Here is a 15,512-nt window from a genome sequence, read left to right as displayed (position 1 = left end):
CGATAATTGCGAGGGAAGGGAGGATGTGTTTTCCCCTGATACGGGGGAGACTGCGATAAGGGATGAGAAAGGGAGGGTGGTTCGTGCCACCAGACTCATAGCTTGCAAGCAGTGATTATGAGGTGCTAAAGGATTTCTCCTTATCCTTATTGGTGGGGTTATCGCCCTTCTAGGTGAAGGCCTTCATTGGGTCTGCACTGGTGGAGAAGCATAACTAACCACTAATACCCCTCTCTGTCTAGTCACGCTGTGCTAGATAGGTCATAGGGTTAACCAACAGCTGGAGGTATATATTATGTCTATTAAACAGAATGTTCCAAGCTGGGCTAGTGCAATTGCATTTAGTATTGGGCGTGATTCTTATGAGCGGAAGCAGCTCGCTAAGAATCTCGTCCAACTGTTCAAAGAGAAGTATTCGTTTCAGGAACAGTGTTCCTGTTGCGGAAGACATCTAGTTGTATATGGTAGCATGAAGATCGGCATGGGTCCAGTTTGCTCTGGCAACAAGTGTCAGTGCAAAGTGAAGCGTCTCTGGACTAGATCAGAGATCCTTGAGTTACTTTCTAACGGTTAGGAGGTATCAAAATGATTATGAGACACACTGTTATGAGAGTTCTTAAGCAAAAGCTTAAGAGCTCTACGAGGTTAAATGTTCTGTTCGAAGATGGGTCTAGAGTTCAAATGTTCCCTTCTGATCCAGAGTATAAGAAATTTGAACAATGTAGGATAGGCATGCATGTCTATCTTGAGAGCGATTATATCTATACCGTCAAACAGTATAGATTTCATCGTAACCCTAAACTAAAGTGAGGGCAACATGAAAGTATCCTTAAACAATCTATCGACAAGTTCAGAGGCTAGAATTATTGGGGTGTTAAGTGGTATTTATTATCACGCACTAAAGGAAGTTGAGAATACTGGTCCTGTTAAGATATGGACCAAAGAAGAGATCGCAGAGTTAAACAAACAACGTATTAATAATTAAGAGGAGAGAGAGTTATGACACCAATTGATGTAGTAGGCGGTAAAGTTGTTGTTAATCAGTCAACTGTGGTTGAGTATGACTATTATACTCCACTTAGTGTGGCTTTTTACTTCGGAGGACTTAATATTAGCAACATGTACAAGTCCAAAGAGATCATAGCTGCATGGAAAGCAGTTGGTGATAAATTGGGATGTAGTGCAAAAGTATTTTCAAGAATGCTCAATGGAGCCTGTTACAGGGCATATATTGAGCCTAATCAGAAAATTATTGATAGGCTTGGTAGATTTTATTCAGGTAATAATGAGAAACGTCTTATAAGGAGGATTGTTGCTAATGCCCATCTGTTCCGTGAGTATGATGCTGATAGAATAACTAATGTCTCTGCTTTTGCATTATTTAGTCTGTCATCTCAGGATGCTAGACGGGTTCTCGGCAGTGCTCTATGGAAGAGTATTTGTAAGAACTCAAGATCTAGGAATGATAGAATTGTTAAGTTAGTTGCGTATGCCGCCTATTCGACTGGGCATAATTTTGACATTAGTGAATGGAAAGAAAAGTTTCGATACTTCGTATCTAAACTTCAGGAGATTCCTTCGACTCTACTGGGCCATATAAGTACGATAAAGGCCATTTTCTCTATTTATGGCCTTCGTGATAATAGTAAGAACATTGTAACTGAGCTTATTAAGGGGAAGCCCTTGAATAAGTATGACTTTGAGGCACTTAAAAATGCTCCTAGTGATATCTGTGATACAAAGAATATGCTTAAACAGCTAGGGCTTGAGTTTAATCCTAAGTGGAGCTATAGGAAGATCAAAGAAGAGCATGACAGAGCGTCCAGACTGCTCTTAGCTCGTAGGTATGGACCTAGTCCTTTTCCATATGTCAAGGAAATCTCTGATATAGAGAAGGATGGATTCATAGCAAGATTAGTTCAATCTCCTGCGGATCTGCATGAGGTTGGTAGCAGAGAGAGACATTGTGTGCATATGTATACTGATCTCTGCTTAAGGGGTATTTATGTCGTCTTTGACATAATCAAAGATGGTATACATTCGACGTTGGGCTTTGGGCCTAATCACCATACGCAGCATATGTATGCATTTAATAAGGTGGTTAGTGATGATCGTAAGGTATTTGGTGAGGAGGTGGTAGAGCTCGTACGGAAGAGCTATGAATTTAAAGCTAAGGGCTCTGTTGCGATGCTAGCACCACTATTTGTACAAGATATAGAAACCCCATTCTAATTGCAAGCTGTGAATCAGCAAAGGAGAACATCATGAAAGGCTATTTTACAGTTATTGATGGTAAGCTTGTTTACATCATTAAGTAATAACATTAATATCTTGCAAGCTGTGAATCAGCAAAGGAGAGTATCATGAGGGTAGTTACCATTGAAGAAGTTCAATTGATTGAGGTTATGGGAGTCAAGGAAGTAGCACTCCTTGGCACTGATGGAACGGTTCTCCTCTTTATTGAGGATGTCCGTCTTGCAGAGAGGGTCGTCGCTGGTGACGCAATCACTATAGTTGGTGAATGCTTCATCAATGGGACTGAGTTAGTTTATATTGATCCTCGTATTACGAATTACCTTGCCAAATTCTACTAAGTAGTGACAAAGAAAAGCCCTTGTTGTTTGAGGGCTTTTTTTTGTCACAATAGTGTGACCATTAACTTAGGAGGTAATTGTTATGTTTAAGCCATTTGCACAGGTACTCAAAGGTGTTCCTGCTTATAACGGGAACGAGCGCACTCTTGCACAGCGTCAGGCAATTCGTCAAGAGCGTACCAAGCATGTCATCGAGACTGCTGGTACAAAGAAAGTCGAGCCTGTCCTGACTGAATGGGAGACTGAACTCAAACGATTGGGTTTCAATGCCTAATCGTACTAGAGATATGATGACTCTATGATAAACAATTCATCTATAACAACTAACCAAGGAGTATAATTATGATTAAGGTAAGTTTCTTTGATTTTGATATGCTGGAAGAGGGATATTCTTGGTCAGAGTATGAGGCCTCACTAAGGGAAATGAGAGGATTCCTTTATTGCTACGTCGAGATGAGTGAAAGGTTTGAGTTAGATTATCATAGGGACTTTGCTGATCTTCTTGGAGAGAAAGGATTGATTAATGAATTAATCAACACAATTGCAGTTGAGTCTGAGGATAAAGAAGTTGGCGATTGGATGGAGATAAATAGTCTTGTATCATGGGTTGTTACACTTAGCGTGTATGTAAATATTGCGAAGAGTGTGGACAGAGATATTGATACAAGATCAATTGAGCGAATAATTAAATTCTTTAGAGATGCAATAATTAATTATACAAATAAACTTGAAGAACAAATTAACAACTAACCAAGGAGTACAAATCATGAATGCAGAAATTATCAAAGCCAAGTCTTCCAAAATCGTGATGATGGCTAACATGCTTCGCTCTACAGCTCTTCCTATGACAGCATGGGAGCGTGATGAGACTATTAGGTTGATCGTCAAAGAGGCGACTCTTATTCATGAAGAGTCTAGTAAGTAACTATTAACCAAAAGGAGAACTACGATGAAAGTAAAAATCTTTAAAGGAATGAACCCTGAAGCAGTTTCATCTGAGGCAGAAGAATTCATCAACAATCATATGCCTTGCAATGTAATAAATATCAACACTTGCGTTGCTCCGTATAGCAGCAGTTCGAATATTTATGTTATTACTGTTGTATTGGAAGAATGTGAAGCATGGTGTTTGTCTAAGGGAAAGGAGATCGATCATGGCTAAGGTCTATCGTGACGGAACACCACTCATTGAGATTATAAAGGATGGGTGGGCAAGAGGATTTGAAGTAGCTCAGACTCTTGATGAGGCTGCTGAGATGGGTTACAATACTAATAGAAAGGAGGTTCTTATTGAGTGGCGGAAGATGGACGATGAGTTCGATGAGTATTGTAAGAAGCAATTCTTAACTAAGGAAGGAAAAGGTAATGACTAAATTCGAATGCTCAGTATGTAATTATTGGTTTTATGAAAAAGCGGATGATGCTTCTGATGACTGCTGTCCAAAATGTGGAAAAGAAACTCTTTTTGCATATCCTAAGAATGGAGAGTGCATTCTCAGATCTGAGTCTGATCCAATCCACCAGCATAAAGATGGAACATGGTGGTTTTATGATGAAACATGGACTTGTGAGAGTGGTCCATATAATACTGAGGAATATTGTAATAATGCATTAAGATTCTATCGTGATTTCTGATTTTTATTCAGTCTTTTCCATAATTGACTTAGTATAATGTTGGAATGCCAAAGTCAATCTATCTGAATCAATCTTACGGAAAAATTAAGAAAAGGATTAAATCAAATGTCTACTAAAGTAATCAGTATAAAGGACTCTCCTAGCGGTTTCAAGAAAGTCGATGGTATACAATTTGATAGTTATGTATACATTGGGAGACCATGTTATTTTGGTAATCCGATACATATCAGTGGTAAATATGGTGATTATCGTTGCCCTATTTGCAAACAGCATCATTATGATGCCGGCTCTACGTTGCCTTGTTATGAAGAATGGCTCATAAAAGAAATGACAAGTAGTTCTGAATTTAAGAAGAATGTGCTTGCCATTAAAGGTATGAATCTTGTGTGTTTCTGTAAGCCCAGCCCATGTCATGGTGACATAATGGCTAAAGTAATCGACAACTATGTGGAGGAAGAGATGGCTTTATTCAAGTGTAAGAAATGTGGTAATAAGTTTGAAGAGCAGACTCATTTAGTGACTGATGACAGTTGCCCTAAATGTGGGAAAGCTGAAGTAAGAGTTATGAAGGATTGGGAGATTGAAGGACCGTATGCAGTTATCTGCAATAGTGGATGTAATAATGGAGATAGATTGTATCTGACACATGATCAGTATATGGATCATATATCTAGCTCTGATGCATTCTGGAAATGTCCTATCTGTGGAGGTCATGCTGAATGGGATAATACTGTCTTTAATAAGAGCACAAGAGGGTTTCGTGTGATTATTGCTGGTGGTAGAAACTTCGATAACTATAATCTGCTAAAGGAGAAATGTGATGCAATACTTACCACTAAGGTTCCTGATATTACTATCGTCTCTGGTTGCGCTAGTGGTGCCGATACATTAGCCATTAGATATGCTGAAGAGAAAGGGTATCAGTTAATTAAGATGCCTGCTGATTGGAAGCAACACGGGAAGAGAGCTGGCTACCTTCGTAATACTGAGATGGCTGAATGCTCTGATGGACTCATTGCATTTTGGGATGGTGAATCCAAGGGCACAGGACACATGATTGATATTGCAAAGAAGAAAGGATTAATAGTTAGAGTAGTAAGATATACGGCTGGATAGAATGTCGATGACTTGATTGTAATGTAACATGTATTACGAAAAGCTAGGTGCTCATTGCCTAGCTTTTTTTTATGTGTGTTCTAATGCACTCTAATGTCCGTAATTCCGAAGTGTGGGACAGGAGTAAAACATTAGGACTTTGGAGGTAGTTATGTCTGGTATCAAGAGTTGTGAGCGTCTCGTCCGTAACATTCTGTTGAAGAACTCGAACAATGCGTCTCTTGCCTCGAAGGAGATCAAGGAGAAGATTGCCGAGGCCACACAAGGGGAGGACACCAAGAAAATGGAGCTGTATATGAATGCTCTGAAGACCCTTCTCGAAATTACACTTGAGGAGGCACCAGTCACTGCACCGGTTCCAGTTCCGGAAACTGGGGACACTAACAAGGAGGAAAAGAAAATGAGGTATGGAGGATCACCGATGGTCTCCCACGTACTCGTCCAGAAGACGGGTAAGACGCTGGCGCAGCATCAGGCCAGTAACCCCAAGCTCCGCAATGGTTACAAGCTCGACATTTGCGGATTCGATTTCGAGATGGTTGATGGTCTCCCCATGATCCAGAATGAGATCGATGATCGTGTCAAGGATGGGCATCTTTGCTTCGACATCAGACAGTTCAGGACGTATCTTGAGGCTATCAAGGGGATTGAGTGGACTCTCGTTCACGATGATGAAGGGAATGTTCATGCTAAATGGAGGGAGCATACTGTTGAGGTGAATCCTAATACGTACTTCTATCAGAAGTTCATTATGGATCCTCGCTTCAAAGTTCACTTCTGCCAAGGAGATGATCTCACCAAGCAGACGATTTATAATTACCTTATTGATGCTTATGGGAAGAAAGGCTGTATTATCCTTGGCAAGACAAAGACGGAGAAGGCTCCGATGGTTCTCCTTCAAGGCAAACAGGAGGATTTTGAGGATGTCCTTAAACATAAATTTGGATCTGATCCATTTAAGGAATTGACTCCTTCTTATTCTCCATCTAATTATACGGTTGTTTATGCGTATAAAAAGGATGAGGGAGATAAGAGAATTGGTGTTTCTGCGGTTAAAGTGAAGTATGTTGAAAGGCTAAAGATTAAAGATATCATTACTAAAGCTAAGAAGCTTTACCCTGAATTAGCGGATGTTAATGAGTCTAATGCTTGGGGCATTGATGTTCTTGACGGGCCGGCATTCATGAATGGATATGTTTTCTATGAATCGCTTAAGGCTCGCAAGATTGCTACTAAGAAAGGAAAGGCTGCTAAGAAGCAACGTGCGTTTGGCGTTCAAATGCGCACAACAGTTGATGTTCTTGGCGGTGAAAACGTTCATGGTGAAGCCACATCTGGCCCTCTTGAGAAAGCGTTGCTTGTCGCTTCTCCTTACTGGTTTAAGGTTGCTTGTGCTATATATGATATTGATCCAGAGAGCTGTGATATCCTCCAGCCTTTGTACAATATCAAAACTCAGAAATCTGATTGGGAGCATGGTAATTATGCTATTCGTTCCCCTGAAGATTTCATGTTCTTATCTGTCCAGCAGCAGGATGGGACTTCATCTATTGGGAAACAGGGTCAGCGTCTTGCTGTAGAGACTACTAAGGCTCTCCTCCGTAATAAGGGCTCCATTATGCGTGCTCGTATCCTCAAAGATGCGATGGATTTTCAATCACATGCCCTCGCTAAGATTCTCCTTGAGGGCAAGCTGAAGGATCATGACGGAAAGAAGGATGATATTATTCTTGAGGAATATAGCAATGATATCTTCAAGTTGCTGTTCAGCTCCCGTGGGGCAGATGGCATTCTTCGTGTCCCTCGTGTGGAGAGTTTCAATAACATCTTTCGCACAATCTGCTATACTTACCTTCAGCAGCATGTGTTTAAGTGCTTGGTAGGTGAGATGTCTTCTTATTCATTGGGGATTCCCGTCGTTGACTTAGTCGAGCTATGGTATGAGAAGCAGACAGGTTGTCCTATGAAGTTCGTTATTGCCCCTCCTACTAACAAGCTGATGGAACACTATAATAATGGTGAAGACCTTGTACTCGATAGAAATCCAGTTGTCGGATCTGGTAACCGTCAAGGAAACTTTATCATTGGGTTCAATGGTACTCGCGACATTATGATACAGTCGCATATCAATCAGCGTGATAAGTTTGGAGACTCTGATGGTGATAAGGATGGCATCTATTTCACCAAGTCAGTCGATGAGTTTTATCTCCCAGGTCATCGTAAGTATAAGCCTGAAACTGAAGGAGATATTCCCGAGTATGATTCCATTTGCTCACTGATTCGTGATCGTATGCATGCGATATTCCAGTCATATCAGGATACTCGTAATGTTGATAATGCCTTACGCACTATTCAGGTCATTCGTTGGATTAAGAATGACCCTATGAGCCAGGAAGAGATTGATGATGGTGGGGATTTCGCCCAAGATAAAATCAATAATATGAAATGGGTCTCTGCTGTTGGAGAGAGTTCAATAACTATTGATGAATTGAAGGAGAAATTCCTTAAGGGATATTTTATGCCTAAGGTTTCTAAGCTTCCTGCTCTCGCTAAAGCTCTTCGTAAGGATGGTGGCATCGAGAAGAAGGATAAAGAAGGGAATGATCTTCCTATTCGTCTTTCTGATATGATGATTGCTATCTGTAGAGCAATCAACAATATTGAGGATACTTATCCTGAGTATAACTGCTTCAGTGAGATCCTCGATGAACTCAAGGGTATTAACTTTGAGACTCATGAGAGTGAAATCATTCCGCTCAAAAAGAAGAGTGGTGAAGCTCTCCGTATTGAGCTTGCAAAGATTCCTCTTGCATTCAGGAATAAGTTTGTTTCTGATCTTGAGGGTTTTACTCGTGTCATCATTAGCGGTGATAGTGAGTCTGAGAAGCCCTTACTCGGCAATATGGGGTATGGCATTGAGGCTCATGATATTGGTGAGCGCTTTGCTGATGATCCAAAGGCTCGTCGTCTTGAGTTCTCTGATCTTGCCAAACGCTACGGTGGTTGGGATGACAAGACTGGGATTCATCATCTTGGCTACATTGAGAAGTTGTGTTACATTCTCACTGTGCGGTACTTTGCCAAGAGAGAAGATCCTGCTTTCGAGAAGGCATTTGATAGTGTTATGTATATGATGCTGTTGAATGTTGGTAAGAAACAGTTTGAGTATCGTGAGATTACTACTCAATCTGGAGAGCATGACACAATCAAGAAAGCTGGTGGGGTCTTCTGGATCTTCAAGAAGTCTCTTATCGTTCGTTTTGCTGAGTTTTACGCTAATGGGGATGAGGAGTTACTCGACCTTATCGATAAGCTGAAGGGGATCAAACCTCCTGCAGAAGAGGAGGATGTAGATGTTGAAATTGCAAATGATGATAATATGGAGGATGTTGATGCCTAACCATTAGGCACTTAGATCAATTATAATACAATTAAAGCCCTCAGAACATCGAGGGCTTTTTTTTGTCTACATACTCTAAGGTGTTGTTTAGCTTAGTGCTTTAAACAGCCTCGTATGTGTGTATGTGGACACCGTCTGTCTTCTTATGGAGAAGTATTTGGCTTAGTGCCTTAGTATTTCTTTGAATGGAAGATGGACAATTGTACGGCCAAGTGACAGAGATAATTGCTGTCAAATTAAGGCTACCAAACAATTGACCACAATCCTAAACCATACCACATTAACTTATTTTATCTATTTTCGGACTAAGTACATATCTATTTATTTACGTTATTGATTGCTATTTATGGATCAAATGATGATCCAAAACTTTAACCCTCATAAGGGAGGAACCAGATGGCTGAAAAATACGCAGCACTATTCGGTTGCCGTATCGTCTTTAAGGGCGGAACGGAAACCAAGAACGGCGTTCTGATGAACGTAACGTTGGACACTGTTTGTGGACGCAAACGCGTAGTCGCAAACAAGGGCACCAAACTGTTTGACATCTTCGATAAGTTGTTTATCGGGGAGATCGTCGATGTTAAATACTCCGGTGAGCGTAACAATCCCTGGACCAAGGAAGATACCACAACCGGTCTTGAAGTAACTCAAGATCAATGGGAGTTAAATGACGTTGAGATTCTCGACGCACATGAAGACTCAGCTATGCCCATACCGTCCATGCTCGAAGGTCGTACCGGCAATACCGTCATTAAAGCTGCCAAGAATAAAACCAGCGCAGCTACAGTAACAGTCGTCTCAGGAGATGAACTTCCCCCAGAAACCATGTAACTCAAAAGAAAAGGGTAGTCCGAATAAGGGCTACCTTTTTCTTTACATTGTCCTAAGACTATAAGAACCCCTGAACACAGTAACCTAAATATATACGGATACTGAACAGCTTCTATTTATGGACCATATCTTCCAAAAAAGGAGCAATATCATGATTCGTACTTGTGAAATTAAACATGGTGATAAAGATGTAACTATAATCTCTGCCACCCCATTCATCGATAGATTTGCTGCAGAACTCAAAATTACACCTGAGTCTCTTTTAGCAATTCTCTCAACTCTTTATCCAATTGCCAAACTAATAATGTATCAAAATGAACTCTTCTTTATTACTGAAGAAGTTCAATTACGTCGTGCTGCTGAACTTTGGGTTGAACACAACATCTTCAAGGTTGCTTGTCCTGATATCGAGAAAGCAATCAGAATACAAAAGATTAACAGTCTCATTGAGACTATGCCAATCCAAGAATAATATTATACAGAGGAAATATCAATGCAATCACTAGGAGAAATACAGAAAGTAGAAAAGTATACTAAGAAAAATGAGATCGAATTTATCAGAAATATTGGTAACCACTCTAAAAGGGGATTAGAACTTAATTCAAAAGTAAATGAATTAATAATTAAAAATCCTACTGCTGCTAAGTTTGCACAGAAAGAATTACTCGATTACAAACATAGGCTAATTTTGGGGTATGAAGAAGCAATCAAGCATCGCAAAGGATACCCTAAAGATTTGATTACTCTCATCACAAATGAAAAGAATCTAGTAATAAAAAAGTTAAACCTTCTTAAGTGCAAATAAGTTCCAGAAAGTCCTGAGACACCTTGGACTAGTTTGATAAGTCAAGGCAGAAGGTATTGAGAGGAGAACCATCTAGTACTAGTCAGATGGTCCGAGACATACAAACCTCCTCTCTACTAAAGAGTATATAATCCCTTATATACTGTTTAATATTATAAAAATTAACCCTAACAGAAGGATACGACAATGAAGATTATTATCCCTTACGCAGAAGCAAAAGGACTCGTTAAGACTCTCAATCGTGTAGAATGCCTTCTTGAATGCTTCACTAATGATGGCAAAGTAAAAAACGTCATCGCAGAAGAACTCAGCAATAAAATCAATAAAGCAATTGCTCAAAATACAACCATCGATATCAGTGCAGACAAATGCGTAACAGTTAAGATTGATTTCTTAGGTAATATTACCATGGAAATTCCTTCTATTCTTATCGCTGAATGTTATGACCTGTACGTCGATGTCATCGGTCTTACCATTCCTCTCATCAAAAATCTCATCGCAACAATTAAAGTAGTTGAAAGTAGACATAATCTCTTCGTAAAATTCGTTACTAACTATTGTAATGAACAAGAAGAAACAACTACTCAAACTAAAGAAACTCCTTCAGAAGAGTCTTAATTAATTACCTCTGCCCATTCCATCTACTCTCCTAGATATAGGAAATGGGCTTTTTTAAATCTATTCTCCGAAAGGAGATTATATGAATAATAATGTAATAATAGCTATCATAGCTGGATTTATTTTATGTGGTATATATTATGCCATATGGATAACTAGCTTAGAGCTAGTAGGAAAACTCTTCCTTAATACTCCTACTAAAATATGGTATATGAGTTGGAAAAGAGCAGTCATAGGTGATGTCTTACTATCAGGTATATTATCTTCATTTCTAGCTAGTTTCGGAGGTGGAGTTCTCGCAATGATGATTGCCATCAGTTGTGCAATATGGTCATTCTTCTTTAGTTGTTGTATTCATTCAAAATACACAATTGAAAATAAATTTAGACAAGTTAAACTTCGAACAAATAGGAGATAGCTATGAACTTCATTAAAAAAAAATGGAGAAATGCTATGATCTTTATTTCCTTAATGAGGATCAAACACTTCATAAAGAGTAATGTCAGTTCCAAACATTACAGTAAAGATATGCAAATAACAATCATCATTAAACATCCAAATGATAGCCTCACCTGTAATCTAAATGTTTCTACTCTTGAAGCAGTTAAGTTCTTCCAACAAATCTAACCCAAAGAAAAGGAGTATCTATCATGCCTAACAAAACTAACCTCGAAACCATGATCAAAATCGACGAAGCTCGTTTCAACAGCGATCCCGCTTATCGTAAGCTAATCACCAAAACTGTTGAACAATTCCAAAACCTCGATAACAGTGAAGCTGCTTCTAATTTCTCTGTTGTTGAACGCGTTGGTTTCGGCTTCAAAGGTCTCTTCGGCACTGCCAAAGATAAGGTTACCGGTATTGGCAATAACCTCCTAGCTCGTGGTCTCGAATCTGATGAGAAATCTCTTGAAGAACTCAAAGAAGAAATTACTCGTCGTGAACAAGAGATCCTTGAACGTGAAGAACGCAAAGAAATTCTTCGTCTCAAAATGCAAGGAAGATAAATAAATTAGGGGAGAGCTTCTATTTTTGAGGTTCTCCCCTTCTTTATAAGGAGATATATAATGAAATTATTTCGAACCATCAGAAGATTCTTATCTAAATACTGGGAACTCATTAAGTGTCCATTCAAATCTAAGGCTGCTGTAAAGATAATGGCTAGTATTGGATTGGGCGCTTTATGGTTACGAAAAGCATTATTAAACCCTACATCATGGATAGTAGAGACTCTTGCTATATCTTCTATCTCATCTATCTTAAACCGTAAATTAAAGCTTCGGGATGATAGTATTCTTGCTGATGTTGGAAACGCATTGATAGGCACCTTACTTGTTGTAGGTGCTGTTATTATGTTTAATACTGTAAGAGAACTGTCAATTATATTCGCAGTTATCTTAATTCCTATCATAATTCATGAAATCGACAAGAAATATACAAAATATTGTTTACGTTACTAGGTCGGTTGTGGTATGATAGGAAAGGGTATTTGTGCCTCTATTTTCTTTGAAAAGAGGCACAAAATGAAGGATTCTCCCATCCTCTTCCATCTCAGATCTTTTCTATCTAGCCTTTCCCTCTATTAAGGAGTACTTATTATGTCTTCTTATTATCCAATTGTAGTCCCCAATGCCATTTGGTCATTTGGTCACTGTAATCAAATTCCTGTTATTGCTGTTCTTTCTATGGGAACTCATAAAGTATCTATAGTTAGGAGACATTCTACAAGGGAATTACTTTCTTATAAAACTGGTTTATACAAATCTCAATATAATTAACTCTTTGTTTATAAAGGATTATTTCATTTATGTCATTATCTAAAAAAGAATCTGATATAGTTTCTATACTTGAAATTATTCAATCAATTTCTGATCCTGATTTAAAGAATTCATTACAAGCAGTTATTAGTTTATACTCTCTTGATCTTTCTCCTCTCTGTTCTAAGACTCTTACTGCTATTCTTATTTCAAGTCGCGATATTGATAATTCTATGGTTAATTCTTTTAATAATCATAGTAACTTTTATGACAATGACTATTCTCCTATCCACTAAGAAGGAGTAATTTATGGATTTATTTAGATTAATATTATTTGGGACTCTTTGTCTTATTAATTTGAGATATTGTTTATATCTTCTTTGTGAGATATCTCATCCTATTAATAATCCTGTTTTGTTGCAGAGGTATTCTAATTTGAGGAATAATGAGTCTATTCAGAAAGCTGTTCTTTTTGATAAAAGGATGAATCAATTACTTTTGATTGTATCTACAGTCTCTACTGCTGTTACGGGAGTTGAGTTTTATCATTTCTTCCCCTAAGTATTAATAAGGTTTATTCTTATTATTGTTTAGCTTTATGAAAGGAGTTTTCTTATGAGTATTATTCGTAAGTCTCTTTTCCTTGTTAGTGCTATTATTATTACTGTATATGAAGAGTTTGGTTCTTCTTTTATAAAGCCTCTTATTATTAGTCGTATTAAGAAGAGGAAGTCTCCTTATTTGTTTTATAGAGAGAAAATGGTTGTCGAGAATGTCGAGAATGTCATCATTGAGGATTATGATAGTGATAGTCCTATTGAGAAGCGTTTTCCTCTTAAGTTAAAAGATATTGATATTAATCCTAATGAATGGATTGATGGAAATTATTATATTGAGGAACATAATTCTAATCATCTTCATAATGATTTTAGTATCATTATTGGTGATAAAGTATATCGAATGGCTAGAACTCCTTCTAAAGGGAATGTTAAGAAAGGTTTCTTAGGACTATTTCCTGCTCCTGATGAAAAGGTTGGATGGATAATTCAACCTAAACATTATGTTCATGAAGTTCCTAATCCTGCTTTTATTAAAGAAGGTTATGGAGCTGGTACTACAAAGGTTCTTTCTAAGGGAAATTGTTTAGTTAATATGTCTCATGGTGGTAATATGCATGTTATATTTGAGGGGGTTGAAGGTACTTATGTGTTTGTTGACACTAAGGACAATAATGCTCTCATGATAAGAAAGTTACATAAGCCAATTAATTTTGGTAAACATAAGATGATTGATAAGAGGAATGTTCAAGATTATTTGAATGATCCTTCTTATTTGATTAGTACTAAAAAAGATGGTGCTGGTGTTGAATGGAAGATTACTGAAAGTAATACTGGACATAAACATTTACAAGTTTTTAGTTGGAGACCTGATGCTAAACTTCGTAAAAAATATGGAGTTGATACTCAGATTGAACATACTCAAAGATTAAAGTTATGTGATAAAGAAGTTAATCCTAATACCCCTCTTGCCGAAGGTAGAGGAGAGATATGGTGTAAAGGAGAAAACGGTCTTATTCATGTAAATAAGATTTTAAATAGTCTACCATTTAGAAGTAGAAAACTTCCTTATAATCCTTACCTTTATATTCATGATTTAGTGAATTATGAAGGGAAAAATGTTGAATCTCTTTCATATGATCAGAAGCTTGTTCTTATGCAAAATATTCATGAAAAAGATATGAGGTTCAAGATTCCTAAATATACCATTAATCCTAAAGCTAAACAAAAGATGTGGAATCATTGTAAGGCTGAATCAGGTATTGATGGTGTTGTTGCTTGGAAGCTTGGTGAAGAGAATACTCGTCCAATTAAATTAAAGTTTAAGCATGATACTGATAATTGGTATTCAGCAACAATTGTAGATATAATTCCTCAGCAGGGAGATAAGAATTATCTTGGTTATCCTGTTTTAGAAAATGAATTTGGCAAACAATTTACATGTAGTGGGGTCGGATTAAATGAGTCTACTAAATCTAATATGCTTAATAATCCTGATAATTGGATTGGTAATGGTGTACGTTATAGTGCTGAAAGACATTTCGAATCTGGTGTACCTTTCCAGCCAATAATTAAACAACTTAATAGTGAGTAATAGTATGAACGATAAAAGAGTTATCTCATGCGTTATTAAGAATGTTTTTTATAGTGAGAGTGAAGCAATATCTCATGCAAAATATATGAAAGATACCTTTTATGTGTATCTAAAACCTTATACTTGTCCAATATGTAGATTCTTTCATTTGACTTCACAATATAAAAAGAGTTTAACCTCTGTTCGTGATGATAATAGAAGAAAAAATATCTTTGATAATGATTTAATTATTGAAGAGAAAATCTTTTCTAAGACTAAACGTAAAGAGAATACAATGTTAAGTTTTAAATGTGATCGTCGTTATAAAGGTAATAGTAAAAATAAATATCAATAGGAGATTATTATGTCTATTGAAGTGCAAAAGATTACGAGAAAAATAATCAATAAAGCATTTAACCAAGATTGGTGTCCTAATTGTGGTAAAAATACTATTATGATTAATATTCCTACTGGAATGCCTGGAATATGTTGTAAAAAGTGCAATGAATGTAAGGGAAATTATCAGATAAACTATCTTGAAGAGGATAATGATTTATTATCTTGTCCTAAGACTTTTACTTTTCCTAAGGAGTAAAAATATGGGAATATTTGAAATAATTAAA

At 37.5% G+C, this 15,512-nt stretch carries 25 protein-coding genes; all 25 read left to right on the top strand.

Annotation, left to right across the window (positions count from 1 at the left end):
- The first annotated feature begins 585 nt into the window (after positions 1–585).
- Entirely contained in the window at positions 586–810 is a 225-nt protein-coding gene (locus AC6F8J_RS08325; RefSeq protein WP_500722468.1) for a hypothetical protein, read from the top strand.
- A gap of 7 nt (positions 811–817) precedes the next feature.
- Positions 818–985, top strand: a complete 168-nt coding sequence (locus AC6F8J_RS08320) for a hypothetical protein (RefSeq protein ID WP_500722466.1) — start codon at positions 818–820, stop codon at positions 983–985.
- A gap of 14 nt (positions 986–999) precedes the next feature.
- Complete coding sequence (locus AC6F8J_RS08315; protein ID WP_500722464.1) at positions 1,000–2,232, top strand: PcfJ domain-containing protein; 1,233 nt, start codon at positions 1,000–1,002, stop codon at positions 2,230–2,232.
- Positions 2,233–2,363: 131 nt separating this feature from the next.
- Entirely contained in the window at positions 2,364–2,594 is a 231-nt protein-coding gene (locus AC6F8J_RS08310; protein WP_500722462.1) for a hypothetical protein, read from the top strand.
- Between the two features lie 82 nt (positions 2,595–2,676).
- The gene (locus AC6F8J_RS08305) at positions 2,677–2,868 is read left to right on the top strand and encodes a hypothetical protein (RefSeq protein WP_500722460.1); all 192 of its coding nucleotides are present in this window, start codon (positions 2,677–2,679) and stop codon (positions 2,866–2,868) included.
- 68 nt (positions 2,869–2,936) lie between these two features.
- The gene (locus AC6F8J_RS08300) at positions 2,937–3,344 is read left to right on the top strand and encodes a hypothetical protein (RefSeq protein WP_500722458.1); all 408 of its coding nucleotides are present in this window, start codon (positions 2,937–2,939) and stop codon (positions 3,342–3,344) included.
- 16 nt (positions 3,345–3,360) lie between these two features.
- Positions 3,361–3,519 (top strand): hypothetical protein, encoded by a 159-nt coding sequence (locus AC6F8J_RS08295; RefSeq protein WP_500722456.1) that lies wholly within the window; start codon positions 3,361–3,363, stop codon positions 3,517–3,519.
- Positions 3,520–3,543: 24 nt separating this feature from the next.
- Complete coding sequence (locus tag AC6F8J_RS08290; protein WP_500722454.1) at positions 3,544–3,756, top strand: hypothetical protein; 213 nt, start codon at positions 3,544–3,546, stop codon at positions 3,754–3,756.
- Positions 3,749–3,967 (top strand): hypothetical protein, encoded by a 219-nt coding sequence (locus AC6F8J_RS08285; protein WP_500722452.1) that lies wholly within the window; start codon positions 3,749–3,751, stop codon positions 3,965–3,967. Before AC6F8J_RS08290 ends, AC6F8J_RS08285 begins: the two co-directional genes overlap by 8 nt.
- Positions 3,968–3,999: 32 nt before the next feature.
- The gene (locus AC6F8J_RS08280; protein ID WP_500722450.1) at positions 4,000–4,209 is read left to right on the top strand and encodes a hypothetical protein; all 210 of its coding nucleotides are present in this window, start codon (positions 4,000–4,002) and stop codon (positions 4,207–4,209) included.
- Positions 4,210–4,334: 125 nt separating this feature from the next.
- Positions 4,335–5,345 carry an SLOG family protein gene (locus tag AC6F8J_RS08275; protein ID WP_500722448.1) on the top strand — a complete coding sequence of 337 codons (1,011 nt, stop codon included), beginning with the start codon at positions 4,335–4,337 and terminating at the stop codon, positions 5,343–5,345.
- Positions 5,346–5,496: 151 nt separating this feature from the next.
- Complete coding sequence (locus AC6F8J_RS08270; RefSeq protein ID WP_500722446.1) at positions 5,497–8,745, top strand: hypothetical protein; 3,249 nt, start codon at positions 5,497–5,499, stop codon at positions 8,743–8,745.
- Between the two features lie 396 nt (positions 8,746–9,141).
- Positions 9,142–9,579: a hypothetical protein gene (locus AC6F8J_RS08265; RefSeq protein WP_500722444.1), complete on the top strand. Its 438-nt coding sequence runs from the start codon at positions 9,142–9,144 to the stop codon at positions 9,577–9,579.
- 151 nt (positions 9,580–9,730) lie between these two features.
- Positions 9,731–10,051 carry a hypothetical protein gene (locus tag AC6F8J_RS08260; RefSeq protein ID WP_500722442.1) on the top strand — a complete coding sequence of 107 codons (321 nt, stop codon included), beginning with the start codon at positions 9,731–9,733 and terminating at the stop codon, positions 10,049–10,051.
- A 21-nt stretch (positions 10,052–10,072) separates the two neighbouring features.
- A complete protein-coding gene (locus AC6F8J_RS08255; protein WP_500722440.1) occupies positions 10,073–10,384 on the top strand; it encodes a hypothetical protein in 312 nt (103 codons plus the stop codon).
- A gap of 186 nt (positions 10,385–10,570) precedes the next feature.
- Positions 10,571–11,002 (top strand): hypothetical protein, encoded by a 432-nt coding sequence (locus AC6F8J_RS08250; protein ID WP_500722438.1) that lies wholly within the window; start codon positions 10,571–10,573, stop codon positions 11,000–11,002.
- Between the two features lie 82 nt (positions 11,003–11,084).
- On the top strand, positions 11,085–11,420 hold the full coding sequence (locus AC6F8J_RS08245; protein WP_500722436.1) for a hypothetical protein: 336 nt from the start codon (positions 11,085–11,087) through the stop codon (positions 11,418–11,420).
- A gap of 2 nt (positions 11,421–11,422) precedes the next feature.
- Positions 11,423–11,629 carry a hypothetical protein gene (locus tag AC6F8J_RS08240; RefSeq protein WP_500722434.1) on the top strand — a complete coding sequence of 69 codons (207 nt, stop codon included), beginning with the start codon at positions 11,423–11,425 and terminating at the stop codon, positions 11,627–11,629.
- A gap of 23 nt (positions 11,630–11,652) precedes the next feature.
- Positions 11,653–12,009, top strand: coding sequence for a hypothetical protein (locus tag AC6F8J_RS08235; RefSeq protein ID WP_500722433.1), 357 nt, complete (start codon positions 11,653–11,655; stop codon positions 12,007–12,009).
- Positions 12,010–12,069: 60 nt separating this feature from the next.
- Complete coding sequence (locus AC6F8J_RS08230; RefSeq protein WP_500722431.1) at positions 12,070–12,462, top strand: hypothetical protein; 393 nt, start codon at positions 12,070–12,072, stop codon at positions 12,460–12,462.
- Positions 12,463–12,600: 138 nt separating this feature from the next.
- Positions 12,601–12,780 carry a hypothetical protein gene (locus tag AC6F8J_RS08225; RefSeq protein ID WP_500722429.1) on the top strand — a complete coding sequence of 60 codons (180 nt, stop codon included), beginning with the start codon at positions 12,601–12,603 and terminating at the stop codon, positions 12,778–12,780.
- Between the two features lie 29 nt (positions 12,781–12,809).
- Positions 12,810–13,055: a hypothetical protein gene (locus AC6F8J_RS08220; protein WP_500722428.1), complete on the top strand. Its 246-nt coding sequence runs from the start codon at positions 12,810–12,812 to the stop codon at positions 13,053–13,055.
- Between the two features lie 319 nt (positions 13,056–13,374).
- Positions 13,375–14,910: a hypothetical protein gene (locus AC6F8J_RS08215; RefSeq protein WP_500722426.1), complete on the top strand. Its 1,536-nt coding sequence runs from the start codon at positions 13,375–13,377 to the stop codon at positions 14,908–14,910.
- A 4-nt stretch (positions 14,911–14,914) separates the two neighbouring features.
- Positions 14,915–15,244 (top strand): hypothetical protein, encoded by a 330-nt coding sequence (locus AC6F8J_RS08210; RefSeq protein ID WP_500722425.1) that lies wholly within the window; start codon positions 14,915–14,917, stop codon positions 15,242–15,244.
- 9 nt (positions 15,245–15,253) lie between these two features.
- Entirely contained in the window at positions 15,254–15,484 is a 231-nt protein-coding gene (locus tag AC6F8J_RS08205; protein WP_500722423.1) for a hypothetical protein, read from the top strand.
- The last annotated feature ends 28 nt before the right edge of the window (positions 15,485–15,512 follow it).

This window comes from Petrocella sp., assembly GCF_059865615.1.
Note: the sequence above shows the minus strand (reverse complement) of the source record. Positions and strands in the feature narration are given on the sequence as shown.

What these genes read in the sequence shown, in the direction of transcription:
- AC6F8J_RS08265 (WP_500722444.1), top strand. Translation starts at nt 9,142, where the DNA reads ATGGCTGAAAAATACGCAGCACTATTCGGTTGCCGTATCGTCTTTAAG.
- AC6F8J_RS08225 (WP_500722429.1), top strand. Translation starts at nt 12,601, where the DNA reads ATGTCTTCTTATTATCCAATTGTAGTCCCCAATGCCATTTGGTCATTT.
- AC6F8J_RS08300 (WP_500722458.1), top strand. Translation starts at nt 2,937, where the DNA reads ATGATTAAGGTAAGTTTCTTTGATTTTGATATGCTGGAAGAGGGATAT.
- AC6F8J_RS08295 (WP_500722456.1), top strand. Translation starts at nt 3,361, where the DNA reads ATGAATGCAGAAATTATCAAAGCCAAGTCTTCCAAAATCGTGATGATG.
- AC6F8J_RS08215 (WP_500722426.1), top strand. Translation starts at nt 13,375, where the DNA reads ATGAGTATTATTCGTAAGTCTCTTTTCCTTGTTAGTGCTATTATTATT.
- AC6F8J_RS08315 (WP_500722464.1), top strand. Translation starts at nt 1,000, where the DNA reads ATGACACCAATTGATGTAGTAGGCGGTAAAGTTGTTGTTAATCAGTCA.
- AC6F8J_RS08255 (WP_500722440.1), top strand. Translation starts at nt 10,073, where the DNA reads ATGCAATCACTAGGAGAAATACAGAAAGTAGAAAAGTATACTAAGAAA.
- AC6F8J_RS08210 (WP_500722425.1), top strand. Translation starts at nt 14,915, where the DNA reads ATGAACGATAAAAGAGTTATCTCATGCGTTATTAAGAATGTTTTTTAT.
- AC6F8J_RS08305 (WP_500722460.1), top strand. Translation starts at nt 2,677, where the DNA reads ATGTTTAAGCCATTTGCACAGGTACTCAAAGGTGTTCCTGCTTATAAC.
- AC6F8J_RS08250 (WP_500722438.1), top strand. Translation starts at nt 10,571, where the DNA reads ATGAAGATTATTATCCCTTACGCAGAAGCAAAAGGACTCGTTAAGACT.
- AC6F8J_RS08235 (WP_500722433.1), top strand. Translation starts at nt 11,653, where the DNA reads ATGCCTAACAAAACTAACCTCGAAACCATGATCAAAATCGACGAAGCT.
- AC6F8J_RS08285 (WP_500722452.1), top strand. Translation starts at nt 3,749, where the DNA reads ATGGCTAAGGTCTATCGTGACGGAACACCACTCATTGAGATTATAAAG.
- AC6F8J_RS08310 (WP_500722462.1), top strand. Translation starts at nt 2,364, where the DNA reads ATGAGGGTAGTTACCATTGAAGAAGTTCAATTGATTGAGGTTATGGGA.
- AC6F8J_RS08275 (WP_500722448.1), top strand. Translation starts at nt 4,335, where the DNA reads ATGTCTACTAAAGTAATCAGTATAAAGGACTCTCCTAGCGGTTTCAAG.
- AC6F8J_RS08260 (WP_500722442.1), top strand. Translation starts at nt 9,731, where the DNA reads ATGATTCGTACTTGTGAAATTAAACATGGTGATAAAGATGTAACTATA.
- AC6F8J_RS08220 (WP_500722428.1), top strand. Translation starts at nt 12,810, where the DNA reads ATGTCATTATCTAAAAAAGAATCTGATATAGTTTCTATACTTGAAATT.
- AC6F8J_RS08230 (WP_500722431.1), top strand. Translation starts at nt 12,070, where the DNA reads ATGAAATTATTTCGAACCATCAGAAGATTCTTATCTAAATACTGGGAA.
- AC6F8J_RS08270 (WP_500722446.1), top strand. Translation starts at nt 5,497, where the DNA reads ATGTCTGGTATCAAGAGTTGTGAGCGTCTCGTCCGTAACATTCTGTTG.
- AC6F8J_RS08290 (WP_500722454.1), top strand. Translation starts at nt 3,544, where the DNA reads ATGAAAGTAAAAATCTTTAAAGGAATGAACCCTGAAGCAGTTTCATCT.
- AC6F8J_RS08205 (WP_500722423.1), top strand. Translation starts at nt 15,254, where the DNA reads ATGTCTATTGAAGTGCAAAAGATTACGAGAAAAATAATCAATAAAGCA.
- AC6F8J_RS08325 (WP_500722468.1), top strand. Translation starts at nt 586, where the DNA reads ATGATTATGAGACACACTGTTATGAGAGTTCTTAAGCAAAAGCTTAAG.
- AC6F8J_RS08240 (WP_500722434.1), top strand. Translation starts at nt 11,423, where the DNA reads ATGAACTTCATTAAAAAAAAATGGAGAAATGCTATGATCTTTATTTCC.
- AC6F8J_RS08320 (WP_500722466.1), top strand. Translation starts at nt 818, where the DNA reads ATGAAAGTATCCTTAAACAATCTATCGACAAGTTCAGAGGCTAGAATT.
- AC6F8J_RS08245 (WP_500722436.1), top strand. Translation starts at nt 11,085, where the DNA reads ATGAATAATAATGTAATAATAGCTATCATAGCTGGATTTATTTTATGT.
- AC6F8J_RS08280 (WP_500722450.1), top strand. Translation starts at nt 4,000, where the DNA reads ATGAAAAAGCGGATGATGCTTCTGATGACTGCTGTCCAAAATGTGGAA.